Origin of the sequence: Siccirubricoccus soli (genome assembly GCF_024178315.1) — a bacterium.
GTDB lineage: Bacteria > Pseudomonadota > Alphaproteobacteria > Acetobacterales > Acetobacteraceae > Siccirubricoccus > Siccirubricoccus soli.
In genome coordinates, this window is the sequence record NZ_JAMZIK010000045.1 from 15,342 (window position 1) to 35,246 (window position 19,905).

Annotated in this window: 19 protein-coding genes and 1 pseudogene; 9 read left to right on the forward strand and 11 right to left on the reverse strand. The window is 71.1% G+C overall.

From position 1 onward, the window contains the following. The first annotated feature begins 8 nt into the window (after window positions 1-8). The 5 genes from NJ376_RS07855 to NJ376_RS07875 all read left to right on the forward strand — a co-directional run bounded on the left by NJ376_RS07855 (window position 9) and on the right by NJ376_RS07875 (window position 6,731). On the forward strand, window positions 9-2,033 hold the full coding sequence (locus tag NJ376_RS07855) for an AAA family ATPase (protein ID WP_252952692.1): 2,025 nt from the start codon (window positions 9-11) through the stop codon (window positions 2,031-2,033). Window positions 2,034-2,622: 589 nt separating this feature from the next. After that, window positions 2,623-3,135, forward strand: coding sequence for a hypothetical protein (locus NJ376_RS07860; RefSeq protein ID WP_252952693.1), 513 nt, complete (start codon window positions 2,623-2,625; stop codon window positions 3,133-3,135). A 426-nt stretch (window positions 3,136-3,561) separates the two neighbouring features. Then, window positions 3,562-3,978 carry a PadR family transcriptional regulator gene (locus NJ376_RS07865; protein WP_252952694.1) on the forward strand — a complete coding sequence of 139 codons (417 nt, stop codon included), beginning with the start codon at window positions 3,562-3,564 and terminating at the stop codon, window positions 3,976-3,978. Window positions 3,979-4,047: 69 nt separating this feature from the next. Next, entirely contained in the window at window positions 4,048-5,505 is a 1,458-nt protein-coding gene (locus tag NJ376_RS07870; protein ID WP_252952695.1) for an NAD(P)-binding domain-containing protein, read from the forward strand. Beyond that, entirely contained in the window at window positions 5,502-6,731 is a 1,230-nt protein-coding gene (locus tag NJ376_RS07875; protein WP_252952696.1) for an MFS transporter, read from the forward strand. Before NJ376_RS07870 ends, NJ376_RS07875 begins: the two co-directional genes overlap by 4 nt. Window positions 6,732-6,795: 64 nt before the next feature. Here the strand turns inward: NJ376_RS07875 and merA are convergent, their stop codons facing one another. The 5 genes from merA to NJ376_RS07900 form a co-directional block, all read right to left on the reverse strand. Continuing rightward, window positions 6,796-8,268 (reverse strand): mercury(II) reductase, encoded by a 1,473-nt coding sequence (merA, locus tag NJ376_RS07880; RefSeq protein WP_370288076.1) that lies wholly within the window; start codon window positions 8,266-8,268, stop codon window positions 6,796-6,798. Between the two features lie 33 nt (window positions 8,269-8,301). Then, window positions 8,302-8,508: a mercury resistance system transport protein MerF gene (gene merF, locus NJ376_RS07885; protein WP_252952697.1), complete on the reverse strand. Its 207-nt coding sequence runs from the start codon at window positions 8,506-8,508 to the stop codon at window positions 8,302-8,304. 184 nt (window positions 8,509-8,692) lie between these two features. After that, window positions 8,693-9,466, reverse strand: coding sequence for an organomercurial lyase (gene merB, locus NJ376_RS07890; RefSeq protein ID WP_252952698.1), 774 nt, complete (start codon window positions 9,464-9,466; stop codon window positions 8,693-8,695). 28 nt (window positions 9,467-9,494) lie between these two features. Next, entirely contained in the window at window positions 9,495-9,788 is a 294-nt protein-coding gene (locus NJ376_RS07895; RefSeq protein ID WP_252952699.1) for a cation transporter, read from the reverse strand. 23 nt (window positions 9,789-9,811) lie between these two features. Then, on the reverse strand, window positions 9,812-10,228 hold the full coding sequence (locus NJ376_RS07900; protein ID WP_252952700.1) for a mercuric transporter MerT family protein: 417 nt from the start codon (window positions 10,226-10,228) through the stop codon (window positions 9,812-9,814). A gap of 95 nt (window positions 10,229-10,323) precedes the next feature. Here NJ376_RS07900 and NJ376_RS07905 point away from each other — a divergent pair, with 95 nt between their 5' ends. Next, window positions 10,324-10,779 (forward strand): MerR family transcriptional regulator, encoded by a 456-nt coding sequence (locus NJ376_RS07905; protein WP_252952701.1) that lies wholly within the window; start codon window positions 10,324-10,326, stop codon window positions 10,777-10,779. 78 nt (window positions 10,780-10,857) lie between these two features. Further along, complete coding sequence (locus NJ376_RS07910) at window positions 10,858-12,204, forward strand: dihydrolipoyl dehydrogenase family protein (RefSeq protein ID WP_252952702.1); 1,347 nt, start codon at window positions 10,858-10,860, stop codon at window positions 12,202-12,204. Here NJ376_RS07910 and NJ376_RS29225 read toward each other — a convergent pair. The 4 genes from NJ376_RS29225 to NJ376_RS07930 form a co-directional block, all read right to left on the reverse strand. After that, a complete protein-coding gene (locus tag NJ376_RS29225; protein WP_370288078.1) occupies window positions 12,192-12,482 on the reverse strand; it encodes a hypothetical protein in 291 nt (96 codons plus the stop codon). The genes NJ376_RS07910 and NJ376_RS29225 overlap by 13 nt on opposite strands. A gap of 99 nt (window positions 12,483-12,581) precedes the next feature. Beyond that, complete coding sequence (locus NJ376_RS07920) at window positions 12,582-13,589, reverse strand: MFS transporter (RefSeq protein ID WP_252952703.1); 1,008 nt, start codon at window positions 13,587-13,589, stop codon at window positions 12,582-12,584. A 26-nt stretch (window positions 13,590-13,615) separates the two neighbouring features. Beyond that, window positions 13,616-13,849 carry a hypothetical protein gene (locus NJ376_RS07925; RefSeq protein ID WP_252952704.1) on the reverse strand — a complete coding sequence of 78 codons (234 nt, stop codon included), beginning with the start codon at window positions 13,847-13,849 and terminating at the stop codon, window positions 13,616-13,618. Then, window positions 13,842-14,417 carry a GNAT family N-acetyltransferase gene (locus tag NJ376_RS07930; protein WP_252952705.1) on the reverse strand — a complete coding sequence of 192 codons (576 nt, stop codon included), beginning with the start codon at window positions 14,415-14,417 and terminating at the stop codon, window positions 13,842-13,844. The genes NJ376_RS07925 and NJ376_RS07930 overlap by 8 nt, the downstream gene beginning before the upstream one ends. Before the next feature lie 77 nt (window positions 14,418-14,494). Between NJ376_RS07930 and NJ376_RS07935 the strand changes: the two genes are divergently transcribed. Then, window positions 14,495-15,391 carry a LysR family transcriptional regulator gene (locus NJ376_RS07935; protein ID WP_252952706.1) on the forward strand — a complete coding sequence of 299 codons (897 nt, stop codon included), beginning with the start codon at window positions 14,495-14,497 and terminating at the stop codon, window positions 15,389-15,391. A gap of 306 nt (window positions 15,392-15,697) precedes the next feature. Continuing rightward, complete coding sequence (locus tag NJ376_RS07940; RefSeq protein WP_252952707.1) at window positions 15,698-17,221, forward strand: hypothetical protein; 1,524 nt, start codon at window positions 15,698-15,700, stop codon at window positions 17,219-17,221. 367 nt (window positions 17,222-17,588) lie between these two features. Here NJ376_RS07940 and arsH read toward each other — a convergent pair whose 3' ends face one another. After that, the gene (arsH, locus tag NJ376_RS07945; RefSeq protein ID WP_252952708.1) at window positions 17,589-18,338 is read right to left on the reverse strand and encodes an arsenical resistance protein ArsH; all 750 of its coding nucleotides are present in this window, start codon (window positions 18,336-18,338) and stop codon (window positions 17,589-17,591) included. A gap of 12 nt (window positions 18,339-18,350) precedes the next feature. Then, window positions 18,351-19,451: pseudogene (locus NJ376_RS07950) on the reverse strand (ArsO family NAD(P)H-dependent flavin-containing monooxygenase). Between the last annotated feature and the right edge of the window lie 454 nt (window positions 19,452-19,905).

The following is a 19,905-nucleotide window of genomic DNA, read 5'->3' on the forward strand; positions in this document are numbered from 1 at the left end:
AGGACAGCATGGCCGACGACACCTCCCGCTTCGCTAATCCGGGCGCCTCGCTCTGGCGCCGCGCCTTTCCCGACCTCGCCGAGTTCAAGGCGTGGCGCATCTCCGCCACGGAGACGCTGCGCCTCGGCCGCCGTGCGCTCGTTGTCGATTACGACGACCCCGACATTGTCGCCGCGAGCGCGGGCGAGCACGACGGCTGGACCCGGCTCGCGCGGAGGGTCTCGTCGAGCCAGACCCTCGACGCCGCCGAGAGGCACGAGCTGCGCGGCTCCTGCCTGTGGCACGCGATCCGCTGCGGCGACACGTTCTTCCACGCGGAGGTGGCGCGGATGCTCGACACGCTGCCGGATGGGCAGGGGGACGAGCAGACCTTCACCCTCGCGGCGATGCACCGGGACCGTGCCGATGACCTCTGGAAGCAGGAGGCCGGATGCGCCATCCCCGCGGCCGATGACGCTCTGGCGGCCTGGCGCATCGTCGAGCCGGGCCCGGGGGGCCAGGAGCTGGCGACCGCCGCGATGGACGCGGCCCTCGACCGGTTGCAGGACGTCCTCCGCGAGCACGACACCGACCTGGGCGCCCCGGACCCCTTCATCCTCGCGGCCGGAGGGGACGCGGACGCCTGGCTCCGTCTGGCCGAGAGCGCGCACCACTGCGCCATCATGAAGGGCCGCCGCCCCGGCCACCTGGTGGACGACATCCGTGCCCTGTTCGACCTCGCCGGGACGTGCTGCTGGCTGGCGACGCGCCGCGGCAGCGCGCAGGCCCCGACGCACCTCGCGGTCTTGCTGAACCAAGTCGAGGAGGAGCGGCGGTCGCCCGGCCACGACCGGCTGCTCTCGGCCATCCTGCTCAGGGCTCCGGGGCTATCCGAGCCCGGCGCCCTCGGGAACCTCCTCCCCGAGGCCGTCCGCCGGTCGCGCGGCGCCGCCGACACCATGGGGATTGCCGACCTCGGGTCGCCGCCTGAGGAAGACGAGGCTCCCTCCCCGCCGCCCTCGCCTCCGGCGCCCGACCTCGGCGACCACTGCCCCGAGGACGAGGACAATTCCCCCGAGGCCGTCGAGGCCCGCCTGGAGGCGGTCTTCGGGCGCGCGGCGCGCGGGAACGGACCGACCAGGCGGCGTCCCAGGCCCACGATGCGGGTGGCCCCGGACGGACTTGGCGCCGCGGGCGAGGAGAAGCGCCTCCGCGACCGCTTCTCGAAGCTCGGACGCCCGATGACCTTGCGTCCGCTCCCCCCGGCCTCGGCCCTCGCCGCGGAGCTGCTGGTGGAGTTCCCCTGGGCCGTGCCGGTGGTCGAGCGCCTCCGGGCCGACCTTGTACTCGCCGAGCGCATGGGCGGCGCGGCCTACCGGCTGCCACCGCTCTGCATCGTCGGCGGCCCCGGCACTGGCAAGAGCCGCCTCGCCACCCGCGTGCTCGAGCTCGCTCGGCGCCACGGCGGCGTGGCCGGAGCGATGGTGCCGGTGGCGGGCGGCGCCGACAGCAAGTCGATCGGGCCGACCGCGCGCGGCTGGTCCACCTCGACCCCCTCGCTGCCGACCTGCCTCATCGCAGACGCCGACTGCCCGAACCCGGTCGTCGTCGTGGATGAGATCGACAAGGCCGGTGGCTCGGCGGAGAACGGGCGCCTCGCCCAGGTCCTGCTCGCGATGACCGAGCCGACGACGGCCGAACGCTGGTTCGACGAGGGCCTCGGCGCGGCCGTGGACCTGTCCCGGGTGACCTGGCTCTTCCTCGCGAACGACCGGTCGAAGATCGACCCCGTGCTGCGGACCCGCCTCCGCTTCGTCGGGATGCCGGGCCCTCGGCCGGAGGACTTCGACGCCATCCTGGCCGGGACGCTGGCGGACATCGCCTGGGAGTTCGGGGGCGACCCGCGGCACTTGCCCGAGCTGCCGCCGGAGGCCCTGCGGGAGATGCGCCGCGGCTTCGCGGCCGGGCGGCTCTCCGCCCGCTCCCTTGCCTGGGTTGTCCGCCGGGCGGTCGAACTGGCAGCCGAGGCGGAGGCGGGTGCCGTCCGCCATTGAACCCGTATCAAGGAAACGCGCCCGTTGCTCGCCACCTGGCCGAGAGGAGGCAGAAGTCGAGGTGCCATTCTTGTAGGGGCGGTGCGTCGAGCAAAAATTGTTGCGCAGATATGGAGTCGGAAAGAGCCGGAGGCGGGCTTCCCTCTCTGGCGCTCCGTCTAGCGGGCTACCGTTTCACGACCACCTCGACATTCCTGGTTGACTTTGCGACCTGGAGATGATTTCTATCTGACCCTCTCAACCGAGTAGAGAAACATGGTCCTCCTCACCGGGCAGATATCGGCGCGCTGACACCCCGCTCCGTCGGGCAGTCCCGCTCGGCGGCATCTGCGCCAATCCCCGGAGGACCATTCCAATGCCCCACTGCCATCTTGGTGCGGTCGCGCCCCGCGCGACTCGCATCCTGCCCCATGTGCCCCGACCCACGCCGCTGTTCGCGGAGCCGTCCTTCGCCGTCTGGTGCACCGAGGGTAGCACCGCACACCCTGGACCGAAGCTTTGGTCTGCCTGGCAGATCATCGGCGCCAACTTGTGGCCCGCAATGATTTCCGAAGCGCGGTGGTGGTCCGACGCGAGCACGGAGCGCTGCGTGTGGGCCAGCTGCGCCGCCGCGGCGTTCTTGTGCGGTCTTGGCCTCCGGGCCGAGGTGGTTTCGGCGGGCCTGCAGGTTTACCTCGCCGGGCCGGGCGGCATCACCGCACCCGGCCTGTCGCTCGGCCATCCTGACCCGAGCACGGGCCACCCTGGGCTCCACAATGTGGTGCTCATTAGCGAAGGCCGCCGCAGGTGGCTGCTGGAAACCTCCGTGTGGCAGACGCACCGGTCCCGCTTCGGAGACCTACCCGACCTGATGCTGGCCGAAGTGCCGCCGCAGACGCCCGGGTTGGGGTTGTTCCGCCAGCACTTCGAGCGGTTCGGCGCTGAGTTCGTGGCCGCGGTCACGGACGCCCGGCCGGGAGGCGCGGTCGGCTTGGGCTGGGGGCTGATGCGAGCCCGAACGGAGTGGCGCACCGGACCGGATGCCCGCCCGGAGCGCGCGAGGGCGGTTGCCAGAAAGCTCGAGGCCATCCGCGCCGGACGGGCGCGCTTGGTGCCCGTCTGACGAAGGAGGCGGCGGCGGGGTGGGTAGCGGCTACCCCCCCCGCCCGCCTTTGGCCCGGCGACCAACCGGAGCTCATCGCGTCGGTCTCATCCATCTCGCCTGGATTTCCCGGTGTACGTTACTTAATTGCAACATAAGTTCTGGCCGCTCTCGGATTTGGCAGTTCCGAAGTCCGATCAGCTACTGGCACCCTGCGCACCATGGGAACATCGTCGGCCCGCTCGAGGCCGCGCTCAACATCGGACTGACCCTTTGGATGCTGGTCCGCTTCCGCAGCGCTCCGGCCCGGGCGGCGCTGGTAATGGTGTTGCTCGCCTAAGTTGGGACCCTCGCCTACTTTGCCCGGACGTTCGCGCAATGACATGCCCGGCATTCGGTCAGCGCATTCTCATTGATGCCTCGCCCATCGAGGCATAATCTCCCGATATGTCCGAGCAGTCGCCCGCCCTCCGCGCCGTCCCCCGTCCGTCGCCGGACTTCACGGACCGCGCCTACTGGGCGGGGACCATCAAGATGGCCCTCAGCCGGTTCTTCGTGCTGCGCACGCTCAGCGACGGCCCGGCGCATGGCTACGAGATCGCCCGGGACGTCGAGCGCATCACGAACGGCTGCTGCTCACCCTCCGAGGGCGCCCTCTACCCGACGCTGCGGGAGTTCGAGCAAGGCGGCTACGTGACCTCGGAGACCGAGGTCGTCTCCGGCCGCGAGCGCAAGGTCTACACCCTGACCGACAAGGGCCGGGAGGCGCTCCGGGTCGGCCTGGAGGCGTGGATGGACGCGACCGGCGCCCTGATGGAGACCGACCGCGTCGCCAAGGCCCGCAAGGACAAGGGGACCGCCTGACCGTGCTGAGCGTCCTTTTGTCATCATACATCGCCCATCGAGGCATAAGGCAGAAACGGAGGACCTGACATGAGCTCGTGCTGCTCCAGTAATCGGCGCCCGGAAACGTCGAGCGCCGTCCGAGCCAACTTCAGCTCGCTGCCAGTCGCCGTCATCGGCGGCGGCCCGGTCGGACTCGCGGCGGCGGCGCAGCTGCTCGAGCGCGGGCTGGAGCCGGTCGTCCTCGAGGCCGGTGCCTCGGTCGGCACGGCGCCACTCGCCTGGGGCCACGTCCCCATGTTCTCGCCCTGGCGCTACAACGTCGACCGGGCGGCCCGCGCCCTGCTCGGGCGGCACGGATGGACGGCGCCGGACGCGGAGACCTTCCCGACCGGCCGCGACCTCGTCGAGGACTACCTGGCGCCGCTGGCCCGCCTGCCGGAGCTGGCACCACACCTGCGCCTCAACACGCGCGTCACCGGCGTCGCCCGGCTCCGCGCGGGCAAGGTCCGGGATGCCGGGCGCGAGGAGCAGCCCTTCGAGGTGCGGTTCGAGGACGCGGAAGGAAACGAGGGCCGAGTCCTCGCCCGCGCGGTCATCGTCGCCTCGGGCACCTGGGGCAACCCGAGCCCCGCCGGGTCCTCCGGCCTGCCCGCCATCGGCGAGCGCGAGGCGGCCGACCGGATCCGCTACGGCATGCCCGACGTCCTCGGGACCGAGCGCGCCCGCTACGCGGGCAAGCGAGTCCTTGTCGTCGGCTCCGGCCACTCCGCCATCGGCACCCTCATCGACCTCGCCTCCCTCGCCGGGCAGGCGCCCGGCACGGCCGTCCTCTGGGCCGCGCGGAGCACGGACCTGACGCGGGCCTACGGCGGCGGCGCGGCCGACCAGCTGCCGGAGCGCGGCGCCCTGGGGCAGCGGCTGCGGCGCCTCGTCGAGACCGGCACCATCGAGCTGCTCGCGCCCTTCTCCGTGGACGAGGTCCAGCGGGGCGCCGACGGGTCGCTGCGCATCCTTGGCGCCGAGGGGCGCATGGTGCAGGCCGACGAGATGATCGTGGCGACCGGCCTGCGCCCCGACCTCGGCATCCTGCGCAAGGTCAGGCTCGACCTCGACCCGGCGCTGGAGTGCCCGCGCGTGCTGGCGCCGCTCATCGACCCGAACCTGCACTCCTGCGGCACCGTGCGGCCGCACGGTGCCGAGGAGCTGGCGCAGCCCGACGCGGGCCTTTTCCTTGCTGGCATGGTCTCCTACGGCCGGGCGCCGACCTTCCTGCTGGCGACCGGCTACGAGCAGGTGCGCTCCATCGCGGCGTTCCTCGCGGGCGACCTCAAGGCGGCGCGCCGGGTCGAGCTCGACCTGCCTCAGACCGGCGTCTGCAGCTCAAACCGCGTGCTCCCCGGGACGGCGGAGGCCGAGTCCTCGTGCTGCACGCCGGAGACGCCGCAGGGCACCTGCTGCGCCCCGAAGCCGGAGCTGGCCGAGGACGCGCCGTGCTGCGGAAGCGCGGCCCGCAAGGAAATGGTCCAGGCCGAGCCCGCCGAATGAGCCAGGTCGCCGCAGCCGGGGGCGTGTCCCCGGCGGACCCGGCCGCCAGCCGCCCGAGGCTGGTTGTCGTCTCGGCCATCGGCGTGGCCCAGATCCTCGCCTGGGGCTCGTCCTACTACCTGCCCGCCGTCCTGGCCGGGCCGATCGCCGCCGACACCGGCTGGCCGCTCGCCTGGGTGGTGGGCGCGCTCTCCATCGGCCTTCTGGTGTCCGGCCTCGTCTCGCCGCGCGTCGGGCACCTCATCGAGCGCCATGGCGGCCGCCCGGTGCTGGCCACGAGCGCCGTGCTGCTCGCCGTCGGCCTGCTCGGCCTCGCTCTCGCGCCCAACCTGCCGGTCTTTGTCGCTGCCTGGATCGTCATTGGATTCGGAATGGGCGCGGGCCTCTACGACCCGGCCTTCTCCGCGCTCGGGCGGCTCTACGGCGAGACGGCGCGCCCCTCCATCACCCACGTGACCTTGTTCGGCGGTTTCGCCAGCACGGTCTGCTGGCCGTTCACCGCCTTCCTGGCCTCGCACCTCGGCTGGCGCGGCGCCTGCCTGGCCTACGCGGCCATCCATGTTGCCATCGTGCTGCCCCTCTACCTGCTCGCCCTGCCGAAGGAGGCGGAGCGGCCGCCGAAACCCGTCGCGGCGGACTCGCCGCCGCCCGGTCACGTGCGGCCGGACCAGCGCGCCGCCTTCCTCCTGCTCGCGGCGGGCTTCACGCTGGCCTACCTCGTCATGACGGTCATCGCCGTCCATCTCCTGACGCTGCTCCAGGCGCAGGGGCTCGCCCTGGCGGCCGCGGTCGCCTTCGGCGCGCTGATCGGCCCCGCTCAGGTCGGCGGTCGGATCCTCGAGATGATGTTCGGGAAGAGCCTGCACCCGGTCTGGAGCCTGCTGGCCTCCTCGACGTTGGTCGCGGTCGGCCTCGGCCTGCTCGTCGCCATGCCGGGCATCGCCGCCGCCTGCATCGTCCTCTACGGCATGGGCAGCGGCATCCGCTCCATCGCGCGCGGGACCGTGCCGCTCGCGCTGTTCGGGAAGGAAGGCTACGCCATCCTCATGGGCCGCCTCGCGCTGCCGTCGCTCCTCGCCACGGCGGCGGCACCCATGGTCGGCGCGTGGCTGCTGGAGTGGACCGGGCCGAGCGGAACGCTGGTCGCCCTGTTCGGAGCCTCCCTCCTGAACTTGGCGCTGGTGGTGCCCCTCGTGCCGATGGCGCTCAGGCAACGAAGGGCCTGACGGCGCGATCGGAGACCCGCGCGCTGGAGCGACCTGTCCGGATCCGGCAGGCTCTCTCCTGCCATCACCCTGCGCAGCAGGACAGCTTCGCGACCTCCTTGGAGAAGCTCAACGCGGCCAGCTTCAGGGCCTCAACCGTCGTCAGGTACGGGAAGATCGTGGTGGACAGGTCGGCCACGGTCAGCCCATGCTTCACCGCCAGGACGGCGGTCTGGATGCTGTCCCCGGCCTCCGGCGCCAGGATGTGCGCGCCCAGGAGCCGCCCGCTGCCCCGCTCCGCCACCAGCTTGACCAGCCCCCGCGTGTCGCGGGCGGCCAGCGCCCGGGGCACCTGGTCGAGCGACACGACCCTGGTCTCGATCTCCAGGCCCGCGCGCCGGGCCGCCGCCTCGGTCAGGCCGACGCTCGCCGCCTGCGGGTCGCTGAAGGTCACCTCCGGCATGGCCGTGGCGTCGTAGCGCGGCGCGCCGTCGGCGCCGAGCGCGTTCTCCGCGGCCACCTTGCCGCCGTGGGCCGCCATGTAGACGTGGAGGTCCCGGCCGGTGACGTCGCCCGCGGCGTAGACCCCGGGGCGCGTCGTGCGCATCCGGTCGTCGACCTGGACAGCGCCGCGGCCGTCCAGCGCCACGCCAGCCTCCTCCAGGCCCATCCCGGCCGTGTTCGGTGTCCTGCCGGTGGCCGCGAGGACGCGCTCGGCCGGGAGCGTCACGGCCCAGCCATCGGCACCCCGGGCGACGAGTTCGACCCCGCCGTCCCCGGCCTGCCGGATAGCCTCGTAGGCCACCCCGCAGCGGACATCGACACCCTCTGCGCGGAGGTATTCGGCCAGCGCCGCGCTCACCTCCGGCTCCGCGCCGGGCAGCAGCCGGGAGCGGCACACGATGGTCACGCGCACGCCGAAGCGGGCGAATATCTGGCCGAGCTCGACGCCGATGACGCCGCCGCCGATCACCAGGAGCGAGGCGGGGAGCGCCTCGATCTCCATCGCCGTCGTGCTGGTTAGCCAGGGGACCGTGTCCAGTCCGGGGATCGCCGGTGCGGCGGGCGACGTGCCGGTGGCGATGATGGCCTTGCCGGGCCGGTAGACCGCGTCCCCGACCATGACCGCGCCGTCCGGGGTGAGGCGCCCCCGCCCCGGGATGTAGGCGACGTCAGGGTAGTCCGGCAGGAGGTTGGCGTACTTCGCCTGCCGGAGGCTGGCGACCAGCGCGTCCTTCTGCGCGACGAGGGCCTTCCAGTCCTCCAGCCGCGCCGACGCGGCGACCCCGGCGAAGCGTGAGGCCGCGCGGGCTTGGTGCAGGGTCTCCGCGGCCCGGATGAGCGCCTTCGACGGCACGCAGCCGATGTTGACGCAGGTGCCACCGATGGTCCCGTCGCCGATCAGGGCGACCTTAGCGCCGAGCTCCGAGGCGCGGATCGCCGCGGCGAAGCCCGCCGACCCGGTGCCGATCACGACGAGGTCCGGCGCGCGCTCGCCGCGGCTCGGCTTGGCGCCGCAGCAGTCATGCTGGGCGGGCTGCGGTGCGATGAAGTTCACGGTGATTCCTTTGCTTTCCCTTGGTCTGATGACTCAAACAGATCCCCGACGCCGGTAGGCCGCGTAGGCGATGATCCCGAGGAACAGGACCATCGCCGGGATCAGGACGTAGTCGAGGTAGCCGAGCACGGCCGAGAGGCCGACGGCGCCGAGCAGGACGGCCAAGACCGGGGTGGAGCAGCACAGCGCGGCCACCATGAAGCCGACGATGCCGGTGGCCATGAGCTTGCGGTTCTCCATGTCAGCGGTCGTCGCCCGCGTGTCCGGCGGAACCACCGGGGTCGAGCGAAGCCGCCGCGGCGGCCGCGGGCGCCAAGGCGGGCGACGAAGCCCGCCGGAGGGCAGCAGAGGCTGCCCAGGACGACGGCGACACCACCCATGGCGAACAGCCCCGCCGAGGCGGCGACCAGGCGGGCGGCGACCCTCATGCCCCGCCCGCGTCCGGCCGTGCGGCGAGCATCGGCACGAACAGGCCCTTGCCGACTTGCAGCGCCGCTTCCACCGAGAGCCGGAACCCGGCGCCGCCCGGGTCGACCCGCTGGCGCCACGCCGCGAGGTGTTCGTCCGAGTAGAAGAACAGCTTCACGGTGCAGCCCGAGGTCGCGCCGCACCCGTCGGCGTAGCGGATCCCCGCCCACACGACGGCGGCGGAGGGCGCCGCCGAGGCGAGCGCGCAGCCCTTGTCGCGCGTCGCGATCCGGATGGGCGCGCCGCACTCGGGGCAGGAGGACTCGACGGCCGTGTCGCAGCCGAGCATGGCCCCCATGCCGAGCGCGTCGATGGCGCAGAGAGCGTGCACTTCGGCCAGCCCGTCCAGCCGGACGCGATGACCGGTCTCCCGCGCGCTGAAGGGATAGGCAGCCGTCACGGCCGTGCCGTGCTCGTCGAGGACCACGAGATCCCGCCGACGCAGCGCGCGCAGCACCTCGGCGACCGCAGGCTCGTCCTGGCCGGTCCCGGCGGCCAGCCACGCCACCTCCGGCGCCGCGCCGGAGCGGGCGAAGCCGCGCAAGACCGCCTGCCAGACCCGATCCTCGGTCGTGCTCAGGCCCGACCACTTCTCCGCCCGCCGCGCCACGACCATGCTGGCGGCGAGCGCTTCGCGCGCCGTCGGCTCGGTGACAAGCGACCAGTCCGGCATCATCACGCCGGGGCGCAACGCGAAGGCTTCGCCGATCGTCCGTTCGCTGGTGTCCACGGGACCTCCGATGCCTTCCCGGGCTGCCCTACTGCACCGTCCGCGACGGGAACCCGGCGTTGGTCGTCGCCTGCACCAGGGCCGCGACGTCCGTCCTGGCGTCGTCGAAAGTCACCGTGGCGGTGGCCGTCCCGTTGCCCTCGGAGACCGCCACTCGGCTCACGCCGGGCACGCGGGAGAGGGTCCGCTTCACGATGGGGGCGCAGGTGGCGCAGGAGACGTTCTGCACCTCGAGGGTCGCCGTCCGCTCGGCGGCGAATGCCGTGGCGCCGATGCCCAGGACGAGGCCCAGGGCGGCGGCGAGGCGGGTGATCGGCTTCATGTCCGGCTTCCTTTCCAGGACGGCTACAGGAGGATCGACGCGGCGTAGGGGAAGGCGAGGGCCGCCACGACAAGGGCGGTCGCGCTCCAGAGGGCGATCTTGACGGTCCGGTCGGAGGCCGGTCGGGCGCAGTGCCAGCCCTCGGCGCAGGCCGCTGCCCTCGGCCTGCGGTAGACCGCGAAGAACCCGCCCGCGAGGCAGGCCAGGGCGACGGCCACGAAGATCGGCTGGTAGGGCGCCAGGGCGGTCAGGTTGCCGATCCAGGCGCCGCTGACCCCGATGAGGAACAGGCCAAGGGGCAACAGACAGCAACTCGAAGCGCCGAGCGCGGCGAGCAGCCCCACCGTGGCCAGCAACGCCTTCGGCGGGCTGTTCCCGTCCCCCGTCCGCTCCCCCGTTTCCCCAGGGGCGAGGACGCCCCGTTCCGCCTGGTCGCTCATCGCCGCCTGTCCCTTCTCCGCCATCCGGGACCAAGGTAGGATCTGTAGTAACTACAGGTTCAAGGGGGGGAATTTTTCGCTCCCGGGAGATGGCGATGGACGGCAGGCAGCGGGGCATCTCGATCGGCGACCTCTCTATGCGGACGGGGGTCAACATCGAGACCATCAGGTACTACGAGAAGATCGGCCTGCTACCCGCCCCGGGGCGGACCGGGGGGCGGCATCGGGCGTACGAGCCCGCGCACGTCGCCCGGCTCACCTTCGTCCGCAGGAGCCGCGAGCTGGGCTTCAGCCTCGACGAGGTCCGCAGCCTCCTGAGACTCGTCGACGGTGGCCACAGCTCGTGCTCGGACGTGCAGGCCGTGACCCTTGAGCACCTCGAGGACGTGCGGAGGAAGATCGCCGACCTCCAGCGGCTGGAGCGGACCTTGAGCGAGGTCGCGTCGCGTTGCCAGGGCGGGTCGGTGCCGGACTGTCCCATCGTCGAGGCGCTCTACGCATCCCCGGAACGCGCCGCGCTTCTTGAAAGCCAGCCAGGAAAGGCGCCTTGAACCTGTAGCTGCTCCAGGTCCTAGGGTCGTCCGTGCGGCGGCGGGCGGAGCGCGCCAGTCCCCGTGGAGGGGTGACCCATGCCCGACGCCTACGACCTCGTCGTCCTCGGGTCCGGGACCGCCGCCCAGGTCGCGAGTAGCCGGGTGCGGGCCGCGGGCTGGACGGTCGCCGTGGTCGACCACCGGCCGTTCGGCGGCACCTGCGCGCTGCGCGGCTGCGACCCCAAGAAGATGCTGGTCAGCGGGGAGGAGGCCCTGGACGCCGTCCGGCGGATGCGCGGCCACGGCGTCGAGGGCGACGTGCGGATCGCCTGGCCCGACCTCATGGCCTTCAAGCGCAGCTTCACCGACCCGGTGCCGCAGAAGCAGGAGAAGCGCTACTGCGACCAGGGCATCGACGCCTTCCACGGCCTGGCCCGATTCACCGGCCCCGACACGGTCACCGTGGAGGGGCGGGAGCTCAAGGCCCGCCACGTCCTCATCGCGACCGGTGCCCGCCCCGTGCCGCTCGGCGTCCCCGGCGAGGAGCACGTCGCCACCAGCGACGACTTCCTGGAGCTCGAATCCCTGCCCGCGCGCGTCGCCTTCATCGGGGGCGGCTACGTCGCGGCCGAGTTCTCCCATCTCGCCGCGCGTGCCGGAGCCGAGGTGACGGTACTCCAGCGGGGCGCCCGGATGCTGCCGAAGTTCGACCCGGACCTCGTCGGCTGGCTCATGGAGCGGTTTGACGAGCTCGGCGTCGACGTCCGCACGGGCGCGGCGGTGAACCGGGTCGAGAAGACAGGACAAGGCTTCCTGGTGCACGCCGTCGCCGATGGCCGGGAGCAGACCGTGGCGGCCGACCTGGTCGTGCACGCGGCGGGCCGTGTTCCTGATCTCGATGCACTCGACCTTGCTGCGGGCGGGGTCGCGCTGGAGGGCAGGCGGCTGAGGCTCAACGAATTCCTCCAGAGCGTGTCGAACCCTCGGGTTTACGCGGCCGGTGACGCGGCGGGCAGTGGGCCACCGCTCACACCCGTGTCGAGCCATGATGCCAAGGTGGTCGCGGCGAACCTTCTCGAGGGAAACCACGCCAGGCCCGACTACCGCGGCGTGCCCAGCGTCGCGTTTACTGTCCCGCCGATCACCACCGTGGGGTTGGGCGAAGCCGAGGCGCGCGAGCGCGGCCTGAGATTCCGAGTGAAGTCGGCAAGGGTTCCGCAATGGTTCACGGCCCGACGGCTGGCCGAGCGCATCTACGGCTACAAGACGCTCGTCGAGGAGGACACCGGCCGCATCCTCGGTGCCCACCTCGTCGGCCCGCACGCGGACGAGGTGATCAACCTTTTCGCGCTGGCCATCCGGCACGGCCTGACGGCCGCCGATCTGAAGGGGACGATGTTTGCCTATCCGACCGGCGCCTCGGACATCGGCTACATGGCCTGACCGCCAAGCCGGTCCTGTCCGTCGGCAAGGTTTGGACAAGCCTTCGGGAGAGACCCGCGAGTTCCTCTGGTGGCGCCGCGCAGGTGCCTGTCGACCGCCTGCACCGTCCCGGCGGTCGGCGCCGAGCTGTCGAGGTAGATGGAGTTCCAGAGCACCACCGTGGCCACGGCGAGCATCACGGAGACGCCCGTCGCCCATCCCGTGGCCGGGGCGCATACGCCCACAGCCCGCTGCGCGAGGCGCTCCTCGGCGGCGTCACGCGCCATATGCTGGCGCATGCCGACCTGCCGGTGCTAATGCGGCACTGACGGCGGCGCAGGACGGTGGCTCGCTTCGCTCCTGGACCGCTGCGCCGATCACAGGAAGTCCGACCGTAGTCATCGTCCCGGGACGCCTACGGCGCATTCCCGGACACCGCGCGGGTTATGCGGTCGCGTTGGACGCGTCGCTGCCGCGAACGCCACCAGCCCGACGCCTGCGAGGGCGGCCAAGGATAGCAGTGGCAGGGCGTAGCTTCCCGACGCGTTCCACAGCCATGCGACGGTAACGGGACCGACTGCGGCAGCGACCGCATTCGCGGCGGCCAGGATCCCGATGGCGGAGGCGTAGGCGCGCGTGCCGAACAGTTCGGCGGGTATGGCGCCGCGGACGATGGCGAGCACCCCGTTCGCCGCCCCGTAGGCGACGACCGCGGCCGCGGCCGCCGCAAGACCACCGGCGACGCCGAGGGATGCCAGGGAGACCGCGACGATCGCCATGGCGGCGATGCCCACAGCGCGCAGCGGTGCGCGGCGGGCAACGGTGCGCTCGAGCAACCGGCCCGCCACCTGCATCGGCCCCATCAGGGCCGCCACCGCCAGTGCTGTTCCCGCGCTCATGTCCTTCGACGAGAGCGCGGGCACCAGGTGCACGGCCATCGAGGCGCTGACCGACGCCATCAACAACATCGAGCCACCAAGCCACCAGAAGCTGGGCTGCCGGAGGATCTCGCCAAGCGACCCCTCGCCAGCCGCCGCGGCCGCGTGCTGTCCGCCGCCGTCCGAGGCGGGACGGTCCGGAAGGAACAACCAGTGAAGCGTCGCGCAGGCCATATTGATCGCGGCCAGCGCCAGCAGGGTGGACCGCCATCCGACGCCATCCACGGCCAGCGCCACCAGCGGCCAGGACAGGGTGCTGGCGAGCCCGCCTGCGAGCGTGACCGCGGCGATGCCGCGGCGCGCGTGCGCGCGACCAAAGGCCACCGCGACCGCCGCGAAGGCCGCCTCGTAGAGGGTGAAGGCCATCACCGCGCCGATCGCCGCCCACGCCGCGTAAAGCTGCCAGAGCGCCGCCACCTGGCTGGCCGCAGCCAGCCCAAGCCCGGCGGCCAGCGAGCCTGCGGTCATGATGCGCCGTGCGCCCAGCCGGTCGATCAGCCGTCCGGCGACGAGTGCCGCCGCCCCCCCTGCGCGAGCAGACCCGCGGAGAAGGCACCCACGACCGCCCCGTGGGACGCCCCAAGCTCGGCCGCCATCGCGGGCGCCAGCACGGAGAACGCGTAGTAGAGCGAACCCCAGTGGACCACCTGGCTGGCGGCCAGCGCGGCGGGCACGCGCCAAGGCAGGCGCGGCGCCGTCGTGTCCCCGGCCAGCATGGCATCACTCACCCTCGGCCGAATCCGTGCGGTCGCCCTCGCCAAGCGCGCGCTGGAGCAGCACGGTGTCGAGCCAGCGGCCGTGCTTGCGCCCGACCGAACTCAGGGTGCCGACGAGGCGGAAGCCGAATGCCTCGTGCAGCCGCACCGAGGCGACGTTGGCGCTGTCGCCCACCACCGCAACCATCTGCCGCACCCCGAGCGCCTCGCATTGGGTCAGAAGCTCCGCGAGCAGCAGGCGCCCGACGCCCCGGCCGATGACGTCGTGGCGAACGTAGACGGAGTTCTCGGCCGTGTTCCGGTATGCGGCGCGGGGCCTGTAGGCGCTGGCGTAGGCATAGCCGAGGACGGCACCGTCGCCATCCTCCGCGACCAGGTAGGGCAGCCCGCGGGCGAGGATGTCCGCCCGCCGCCGCCGCATCTCCTCGGCCCCCGGCGGCTCGGTCTCGAAGGATCCGGTCCCGTGCAGGACGTGGTGCCCGTAGATCGCGGCGATGGCGCCGACGTCGCCCTCCGCCGACGGCCTGACGTGGATGGTGTCGAGCGGCCCTGTGACGGGGGCGAGGTCCTGCGTGTTCATGCCCACAAGCCTGCGGCGGCTCGCTCGGGGACGAAAGGAAGATTTTCTGATATGCCGCATGCGGATAAGTTTTCCGCATGCACGATCCGAGCCTCCGCCAGCTGCGGACCTTTCTCTTTGTCGTCCAGACGGGCGGCGTCACCACGGCCGCACAGGCGCTCGGCCTCACCCAGCCCGCGGCGAGCCAGCAGCTCCGCGAGCTGGAGCGAGCCATGGGCGTCCGCCTGCTGGAGCGCGTCTCCGGCCGTTCGGTGCCGACCGCCGCCGGTCGGGCCCTTATCGAGCCAGCCCGGCGGGCGCAAGCTGCCGTCGAGGACGCCAGGGCGGTGGCCGCGGCCCATCGGTCCGGCGAGGCTGGGCGGGTCCGCCTCGGGACCGGCGCCACGGCCTGCATCCATCTCCTGCCGCCGGTGCTGGCGGAACTGAACGAGCGCATGCCCGGCCTCGAGGTGATCATCGCCACCGGCAACACGCCGGACATCCTCCGCCGTGTCGAGGAAGGCGACCTGGATGCGGCGCTGGTCACGCTCCCGGCCGCGCTCGGCCGTTCCCTCACCGCGACGCGGGTCGCCACCGACCCGCTGGTGGCGCTCCTCCCTGAGGCCATGGCGCCCTCGGGGCGACCCTCGCTCACGGCTGCCGACCTCGAGCGGCTGCCCCTGATCCTGTATGAGACGGGCGCGAACACCCGGGCCATCATCGACGCCTGGTTCCGCCGGGCGGGCCTGGCCCCGCGGCCCATCATGGAGCTGGGCAGCGTCGAGGCCATCAAGGTGCTGGTCGCGGGCGGCCGCGGCTGCTCGGTGCTGCCTGCGCTGGCGCTCGGCGGCGATGTCGCGGGCGCCGTGGTGCGGCCGCTGCGCCCCGCCCTCGCGCGGCAGCTGGCCGTGGTGCTGCGCAAGGAGAAGGTCGTCGACCGGGGCCTCGGCCGGTTGCGCGCGGCCCTGAAGGGTGCAGGCGGCCAGCCGGGGTAAGGCGCCGCCATAAGGCTTGGTGCACGGCGAATACCGGCCGAATGCGGACCAGCCGCTTTCCGGTCGGGCATCCGGGAAAGCGGCCATTGGGGGGCGGGCCACGCTCGGCGGCTCTCGACCCAATCCAGTCATCAGGGCCAGGGACGCCCGCTCCGAAAGCAGTATTTCGTCGGCGCAGGCCGGTAGCGGCTCAGTGCCGTAAAGACGAGCGCCCAACTGATCGGTGCGAAGGAAACTCAGTGATCGCGCGGGGCGGCTTGGCTCGTCGGCGCTGCTCCCGTAAATCGGGGTACGGGAGAATAGCAAATGGCGCGGCTAGTATACGCTTGCAGGTTCGACGCACCAAGCGAAGACGCGTGGGAGAAAGTGGTTCGGCCGCGCTACGAACGCTGGGTCTCAGACCGGTATCGCCGGGCTTTTGAGACCACGATCAACTTGGACCTGAGCGCGAGTGAAGTCGCCGGGAGGCTTCCTTCAGGGCATTCGCTGAACATACGCCGTTACGTGGCGGACGGCACCGCGCTCGAGCTGGAATGGGCCTTTCCTGGTGAGAATGGACTGGTCTGGCGCAACCTAGTCCGGATGGCTCAGCTGACTGACCGCTGCGCCGTGGAGCACCGCGTTGAGGTCGCCTCGGCCGAGTATCTCCTCGCGCCCGCCTTCTACTCCGTTGGTGCGCCCGCAGTCGTCCGCACCATATGCCAGCAGGAAATGCTCATCGGCGACATGCGTGTGCGCGCCGCCGTCTATCCGCTACCGGAAGAGGGTATACACCAATTCGTCGGATTGCTTGAAGCCGAACAGCGCCGCTTGCCGGTGGTGCTGGTTACGCCCTTTGCGAATGGCGAACCGGGCGACCTGGATCCGCAGTCACTGGCCGATCGGCTCGCAGGCGTGGCCATCGTCGCACAGGCGGACACGCCGGAAACAACGCGGTTATTGTCCGACCGCTTGGCTCGACTTGGCTGCTATGACGGGGGCGTCCGGGTCTACTGGCCGGGCTTCCGCTCATCCGACGATCTGCGTCGCCATCCACTCATGCTCGGCTCCCGTATCGCAATCCTAGGCCCGGAGCGCGCCGCTCGAACACTCGAACGCTGGATCTTCTCGGTCGCGGCGTTCCGCTTCGTGCCCGATCCTCGCATCGCCGCCATCATCGGCGCCAGCGAGGCCGCCTCACGCGCGGAGCGCGCGCAGGAAGCCGTAGAGCAGGGTGGTACCACGTGGGAGCAGTACGCCCATGAAATGTCTGAAAAGCTGGACGGGGCGCTGGCTGAATTGGACACGTTGCGAATAGAGAACGCGAACCTCCGCGCCAACCAGAATGCCTTGTTCTCCTTCTCTGAAGACGCGGATGGGCAGGACGAGGACGAGCAGGCGCCACGCGAAAGAGAACCAACCAGCGTTCGTGAGGCGGTGGACTTCGCAGCCGAGGACTGTCCGTGCCTGCTGTTCTTAGACACCAGCCGTTCTAGCGCCGACGATTCGCCCTTCAGAAGGCCACAAGAGATCTACGAGGTGCTTTCGATGATGAACAAGGTATCGGGCGTATGGGCCCGAAATCGCGGGGGTGGCGACTTGCGGCAGATGCTTCGGGACGAGGGGCTTGGGAAACGCGTCAGCAACTTCATCTCACAGACGTCAAAGGGCAAGTGGGGCGACGACTACACCTTCATCTACAATGGGACGTCACAGATCTTCGAATGGCATGTGACACTCGGAGCAGGCGCGGCCGACACCTGCGCCTCAATCCATTTCCTGCCCGATCAGGATTGCGGAAAGCTCGTGATTGCCCACGTGGGCAGGCATCTTACTAACACGCGGTCATGAGCTATCGCGCTGATCATCGAGCGAATGTCCGACTTTTACGCCCCCCTAACCAGAATGCGGACCGGCAGAAGACCGCCCATCGCGGCCATCTGGCAGCCGTCAAGCAATGCCCGCTTTGGGGTAGCCAGATGCGACATTCGGGTGACTGGGATGGGCGGATGGTGTTGAAAAAGTCCGATTGCCTGTAGAGCAAGCAAGGAACAGATCCGATAGGGGGGCACCAGTCGGCAACTCTAATGCGATCGCGGTGCTCTGCGCGAACTCATATTGCGTCAGAACGGAGCACCAGTAACTCCAGCCGACTTTTTCAGCACAATCGGCGCAGAGCGGACATGGGAGCAGCGGGCCTTCTAACGCCGCTAAACGCCTACCTTCCGCTCGCGGCCCCCGACAGGACGGCCAGATCCGCGGTGACCCTCTCCTTGGCCGCCCTTTCCTTCCGTTCGCTGTAGCGGTCGGTGAGGTCCGAGCGGTCCCGCAGCAGGAGAGTGAACTTTATGAGTTCCTCCATGACGTCCACCACCCGGTCGTAGAGCGGCCCGGGCAGCATCCGGCCCGCCTCATCGAACTGCTCGTAGGCCTTGGGCACCGAGGACTGGTTGGAGATGTTGAACATCCGCATCCAGCGGCCGAGCAGGCGCAGCGTGTTGACCGCATTGAAGCTCTGCGAGCCGCCGGAGACCTGCATCACCGCGAGCGTCCGTCCCTGGGTCGGGCGGACGCCCCGGCTCTCCAAGGGAAGCCAGTCGATCTGGTTCTTCAGGATGCCGGTGACGGCGCCGTGCCGTTCCGGGCTGCACCAGACCTGGCCCTCGGACCACAGGGAGAGCTCGCGGAATTCGGCGACCTCCGGGTGGTCGGGTGGCACGCTGTCGACCACCGGTAGGTCACGCGGGTCGAACACCCGGGTCTCGGCACCCATGCGCCGCAGGATCCGCTCGGCCTCGAGTGTCAGGAACCGACTGTAGGACCGCTCCCGCAGCGAGCCGTAGAGCAGCAGGATGCGCGGCGGGTGGGTGGACGCTCCGGGTATGCCGAGCTTCGCCAGGTCGGGGATGTCGAACTCAGCTTCCGAGACGTTCGGCAGCGAGAGGTCCGGAAGGTTTACGTCAGGCATAAAGGTCTCCAATCAAGCCGCGCCGATGCGCTGATCCAATGCGCCCTGGATCTCCTGTGCGGCGCCCCGTGCGGCGCGCGTCACACCGGCGAGCGTCGCCGACGCCGTCCCCGTCCACTCGCCGTAGCCCACGAGCCAAAGCCGTGGCTCGCGCACCGAGCGGCCGGTCTCCGTGACCGCGACGCGGCTGTCCGGCTCCAGCACGCCGAGCGGCCTCAGGTGTTCGAGGGCCGGGCGGAACCCGGTGCACCAGATGACCGCGTCCACGTGCGTACGGCTGCCGTCGGGCCAGACCACGCCATCCGCCTCGAAGCGGGCGAAGGGCCGCACGCTGCGCAGCACGCCGCGCCCGCGCGCCTCCCGCACCGGCGGGACCATGACGATGTCGCCCAGGCCGCCCGGCGGGACATCGGGCTCGCGCCCCTCCTGCCGCGCCTTCCAGCGCGCGGTGGCTCGCTCGAACAGCACGCGGCCGTCCACCTCGTCCGGCAGGAAGGCCGGAGGCGCCAGCGTCACCCATGTCGCATCGGCGGCCTTCGACACCTCCGCGAGGATTTGCGTCCCCGAGTTGCCGCCGCCGACCACAAGGACTCGCTGGCCCGCGAATTCCTCGGGCGAGCGGTAGGAGGCCGAGTGCAATTGGCGCCCACGGAAGTCGTTGGCCCCGGGGTAGTCCGGGACGAAGGGCTTGCTCCAGGTGCCCGTCGCCGAAACCACGGCGGCCGCCGTCCAGGCACCGCGGTCGGTCCGCACCAGCAGGCGGTCGCCCGCGCGCTCGACTGCCTCTACGCGAACCGGGCGCCGCACCGGCAGGCGATAGCGCTCCTCGTAGGCCGCCAAGTAGGAGACGACGTGGTCCCGCTCTGGGTAGCCTTCGGGGACGGGCGGCATCGGCCACCCCGGCAGCGAGCTCCACTGCGCCGGGGAGAACAGGCGCAGGGAATCCCAGCCGTGCCGCTAGGCGCCGCCCGGGGCGTCGGCGGCGTCCAGGATCTCGAAGTCGAGCCCCGCCCGGCGCAGGAAGTAGCCGGTGGCGAGGCCGGACTGCCCGCCGCCGATGACGACAACCTGCGTCGCGCGGGCCGCGGCGGGCGTCGGCGGTTCGGGCGCCATTGTCTGGAGAACCTCGGCCTTTGGAGAGGAAGAACTCATCCCGCGTGGGCGGCCACAAGGAAAGAGGCGGCTCCGGGCCGCGGACTGCAAGGATTGAACCTCTGGAATTGCAGTGTCAGCATAAGCTCCGGGCCAGAACCCCGGAGTGAGCCGCCGCGCGGGCGGCTGACGAAATCACGGTGCCATGGGACACGCTGCTGCTCTTGCAAACCGCTGCGCATGCGGCTGATGAGAAGTGGATAATTGAGGTTCCGCGGGTGAATTCGTGAGCCGCCGCGGAGGCGGCTGGTAGGATTGAATCCTAATGCCTGAGGCTCGCGAGGACCGAGTCCAGACATTCTCAGATGCTCCATCCGATTGAGGGCACTGGCTCGGTCCACGCCTCCATCACGCCGCCCGGCCCGCCCCGCGGGCGTACCAGCCGCGCGTCGCCATCACGATGCGCACCACCGAC